This window comes from Pararhizobium sp. P1_E7, assembly GCF_056405855.1.
On sequence record NZ_JBFUBH010000136.1, the window covers coordinates 1 to 4377 of the forward strand.

Consider the following 4377-nt stretch of genomic DNA (forward strand, 5'->3'; position numbering starts at 1 on the left):
GTTCAACTGCGTGCGAGTGTCATACACCCCTTGGCGGTTCTTCCATCCCAGCCTTTCCATCTGTTCGGCGGTCAGAGGCTCTGTTGCAAGTACCCTGTCTCGCACCGCGGCAACCCGGCGCTTGATGTGCGGATGCCCCGCCGCCCACGCGTTGGTTGCGAACAAGACTCTACGCGCCCTGATCAACCCGTCGTGCGTGCGCACAGTTAGCGTGGCCTGGTTATCTTCCACGCCGGTCATAGGAGTATGTTCGAACAAGCGCACACCAAGTTCGAGCGCGGCGCGCTTCAGGCCCCACGCGAGTTTCGCGGGATGAACGGTACCGCTTCGCTTTCGTGACCATATTGCGCCCTGGAAGAGTGGTGAGGCGAGCTCCATTCGAGTACTCGTGCTATCGAGGCGGACGATGTCGTGCCCATGCTGCTTCGCCAGGCTAAATTCGCTATCGAGTTCGGCGAGGCCAGCCTTGTCGATCGCGACCGTCATCTCGCCAGTCCATTCGAGGTCAGCATCGATTCCAAACGCCTCGATCGTTTGTCGCCAGGCATCCAGGTTGTCCTTCCCGAGGCGCTCGAGTACATCGAGGTCAACCGGGAATATTCGAGCAGCATTCGACAGACCGTGCATTACAGAGGTAGATACAATCCCGCCTGGCCTGCCCGACGCGCCGTGGGCTACTTTACCGGCTTCAATAAGAATGACGTCTCTGTTTGGTTCGGTTTGTTTAGCGAGAATAGCCGCCCAAAGCCCGGTAAAGCCTCCGCCGACAATGAGGAGGTCAGCATCTTGGCGACCAATAAGGTGCGGCTCGGTGTTGGGAGCTGCCGGATTATCCAGCCAGAACGGATAGAGCGTTGCATCAGCAAGCGACTTCCTTAAGCGGTCCTTCAAAGCACACCTCGACAGAGCTCATGACTGCGCCGAGATTTCGGTGCGTTCCAAGTCTGCCATTGTCAGGGCTGTTGAACATCCTGGATTCTGCGTCCTTAACTTCGGACAATCGCAAACCAAGCATGTTAGCGTGATCAGAGGTTTCTACCACGATCCTGGTTCAACGCTGGTCGCTGGTTCATATCTGTTCAAGGCGGTTAGGAATATAATGTCTCCTCCGACGGCGAGAAGTCCGGCTGGGCGAGCCCCACTGCCCGATGTTAAGTTGGCAAGCGGAGTTCGTTCTGACTTTTGATTACCTCGTTTGTTTGTTGCGTGGCTATTCACTGCGGCGACGGGTGGCCATGCGGTGCTCTACATCGGCGAACTATGTGTGTGCATAGCGGTCAAAATTCTCTTCAAGACGATTTAGCCATAGCGTGTGACTGCGAGGTCAGTAGCGTCGATCTCGGGTTGCCTGCCTGAAACGAGGTCGGCGATCACTCGCGCGGAACCGGAGCTCATCGTCCAGCCGAGTGTGCCGTGGCCAGTGTTGACGAAGAGGCCGGCAATCTTCGTTGGCCCAATGACCGGGGTCCCATCCGGCGTCATCGGGCGCAGGCCCGACCAGAATCTGGCCCTCGACACGTCACCGCCCGGGAAGAGATCGGTGACGGAATGCTGGAGCGTCAGGCGACGCGGTTCGCCCAGATCGTTGGTGTAGCCGGAGATTTCCGCCATGCCTCCGACACGGATCCGGTCGCCAAGACGCGTGATAGCAATCTTGTAGGTCTCGTCCATCACGGTGGAGACGGGCGCGTGCCTGTCGTCGGTGATCGGGATGGTTAGTGAATAGCCCTTGACCGGATACACCGGCAGACGGATACCGTGCGGGCGAACGAGAAGCGGAGAGAAGCTGCCAAGCGCCACGACGACAGCATCGGCCTCAAGTCGGCCATGGGCGGTGACAACGCCGGTGACACGTCCGCCCTCCACGTCGAGCCCGCGGATGATGCTGCCGTAGGTGAAGCGAACACCGAGGGCTGCGGCTTTGGCGGCAAGCGCACTGGAGAACTTGAAGCAGTCGCCGGTCTCGTCTTTCGGTGTCAGCAGTCCGCCGACGATCTTTTCGCGCACGTGCTTCAACGCCGGCTCGACGCGGATGCAGCCTTCTGGGTCGAGCACTTCATAGGGAATGCCATCGGCGGCGAGCGCCTTGACGTCCTTGGCAGAGGCGTCGAGTTGGGCCTGCGTGCGGAAAAGCTGCAACGTGCCCTGCATGCGCTCGTCATAAGAGATGCCGGTCTCCTCGCGCAGCGCGGCGAGCGCAACGCGGCTGTAGTCGGCGAGGCGCAGCATGCGGCTTTTGTTCAGCGCATAGCGGGCGGATGTGCAGTTGCGCAGCATCTGCGCCATCCAGCTCAGCATCGCCATGTCGATCTTGGGGCGCAGGATGAGCGGAGCATGCTCCATGAACAGCCATTTCATCGCTTTCATGGGAATACCGGGCGCTGCCCAGGGCGAGCAATAGCCGAAGGAAACTTCGCCAGCATTGGCAAAGCTGGTTTCCAGCGCCGGACCGGGCTGGCGGTCGATGACCGTGACCTCATGGCCTGCTCGCGCAAGCTGGTAGGCCGATGTGACGCCGACGATGCCGGCGCCGAGAACGATGATTTTCATGATGCCCTCGATTGAAAGAGACGGTGTCAGCGATAGGTGCGCTGGTAGCGGTTCCCGAGACCGGTCAGGATTTCGTAGGAAATGGTGTTGGCGTCGCGAGCCACGTCTTCCAGCGTCTGGTGCGGGCCTAACATCTCGACGCGGCTGCCGAGCGTGAGGCGGCCTTCCGGCAGGGCGGAGATGTCGATGGTGATGCTGTCCATGGAAATGCGTCCGATGATGGGCAGACGAAGACCGTCGCAATAGACCGCGCCACGCCCCGAAAGGCTGCGCGGCAGGCCGTCCGCATAGCCGGCGGCGATGGTGGCAAGGCGCATTTCGCCTGTGACAACATGGCTGCCGCCGTAGCCGACACGTGCGCCCGCTCGCACCGTGCGGGTTTGCACCACGCTGATGTCGAGGCTCACGACCGGCTCCAGAGGATTTACACCAACGGCGTTGGGTGCGCCGCCATAGAGGGCGATGCCGGGGCGGGCGAGCACGCCATGATAGGATCGACCGAGAAAGATGCCGCCGGAATTGGCAAAGCAGACGTCGAACTGCGGAAAGGCGGCTGCGACCAGCTGCATCTCCGCAAGCTGGCTGTCATTCTGTCCACTACCGGTATCGTCGGCACTGGCAAGGTGGCTCATCACGAACAGCACCGCGATCCTGGGTTCGGCTTTCACCAACGCGACGAGGGTGTCGCGATCCTCTGGCGGTACGCCGAGGCGCGACATGCCGGTGTCGAACTGGAGCACCGCGGGCAGGGTGTGGCCGGCCGCCTTCGCAGCACCGGCCCATTCTCGCCACTGATCGAGTGAATTGATGACCGGTACGATGCCGTGACGAGCGCAGGTGCTTTCGTTGCCCGGCTGAAGGCCGTTCAGCACGAAGATGCGGGCATCGTCGGCCAGAAGCGGGCGCAGCTGCAGCGCCTCGACGAACTGTGCGACGAAGAAGTGGCGGCAGCCCTTCGCGTAAAGGTGGGTCGCAACCCGGTCGGCGCCTAGCCCGTACGCATCGGCTTTGACCACGGCGGCGGCGCCTGCGGGGGAAACCTCTTTGACAAGTCGCTCATAATTGCGGGCGAGCGCTGTCAGATCGATCGTGAGATAGCCAGACGCGGCGCCGATCCCCTCGCTGATGTTCCGTGATGTCACGCCGTCCATACCCGTCCCCTATCCTTCATCTAAAGACTAGTGAAACGATCGTGGAATTTCCGGCCGATGAGCGCTTGATTATTGCGTTTCCGCATGATTGTTGGAAGGAAAGTTGATGTTTTGGAACAATCTGCAATGGCCTCTCTTGATACGATTGACCGCAACATCTTGCGGCTTCTCCGGCTCAATGCGCGCAGAAGCAACGCGGCCCTCGCCGCCGAAGTTGGGCTCTCGCCGTCGGCTTGCCTGAGGCGGATCAAGCTGTTAGAGGCAGGCGGTGTCATAAGAGGCTACACGGCGCTCATCGATGCAACGAATGCGGTGTCTACGATTGCCGTCATTATCAACATCACCCTTGAACGCCAGACGGAGGATTGTCTCGATCGTTTTGAGGCCGCTGCACGGAGGTATCCCGAGATCCAGGAATGTTTTTTGATGACCGGCGGCTCTGATTATCTGTTACGCGTCGAAGTGGAAAATGCCGGCGAGTTCGAACAAATACACAAGGAGATACTTTCGAAGCTTCCGGGAGTGCTTCGCATTCACTCGAGTTTTTCGATCCGCAATGTCTTGGTGACCCGGGCGAAGGCACGTCGATAGAGATCCGGAGCATTGCCCAGGTAAGGTGGTTTCGCTTGAAGGACTGTTTACTTTACACATATTTGTCTCCAGCCGGGACGAATAC

The 4377-nt window shown here is 59.9% G+C and carries 4 protein-coding genes; 1 reads left to right on the forward strand and 3 read right to left on the reverse strand.

Annotated elements, in window-relative coordinates:
• The 3 genes from AC1D17_RS27785 to alr all read right to left on the reverse strand — a co-directional run.
• Positions 1 to 891, reverse strand: an 891-nt coding sequence (locus AC1D17_RS27785; protein ID WP_477568462.1) for an NAD(P)/FAD-dependent oxidoreductase, incomplete at its 3' end; no start/stop codon positions are given.
• 408 nt (positions 892 to 1299) lie between these two features.
• Positions 1300 to 2550: a D-amino acid dehydrogenase gene (locus AC1D17_RS27790; RefSeq protein ID WP_477568463.1), complete on the reverse strand. Its 1251-nt coding sequence runs from the start codon at positions 2548 to 2550 to the stop codon at positions 1300 to 1302.
• A 26-nt stretch (positions 2551 to 2576) separates the two neighbouring features.
• Positions 2577 to 3701: an alanine racemase gene (alr, locus tag AC1D17_RS27795; RefSeq protein ID WP_112841497.1), complete on the reverse strand. Its 1125-nt coding sequence runs from the start codon at positions 3699 to 3701 to the stop codon at positions 2577 to 2579.
• Between the two features lie 126 nt (positions 3702 to 3827).
• Between alr and AC1D17_RS27800 the strand changes: the two genes are divergently transcribed.
• The gene (locus AC1D17_RS27800) at positions 3828 to 4292 is read left to right on the forward strand and encodes an Lrp/AsnC family transcriptional regulator (RefSeq protein WP_112841498.1); all 465 of its coding nucleotides are present in this window, start codon (positions 3828 to 3830) and stop codon (positions 4290 to 4292) included.
• Positions 4293 to 4377: the final 85 nt, after the last annotated feature.

What these genes read in the sequence shown, in the direction of transcription:
- AC1D17_RS27800 (WP_112841498.1), top strand. Translation starts at nt 3,828, where the DNA reads ATGGCCTCTCTTGATACGATTGACCGCAACATCTTGCGGCTTCTCCGG.
- alr (WP_112841497.1), bottom strand. Translation starts at nt 3,701, where the DNA reads ATGGACGGCGTGACATCACGGAACATCAGCGAGGGGATCGGCGCCGCG.
- AC1D17_RS27790 (WP_477568463.1), bottom strand. Translation starts at nt 2,550, where the DNA reads ATGAAAATCATCGTTCTCGGCGCCGGCATCGTCGGCGTCACATCGGCC.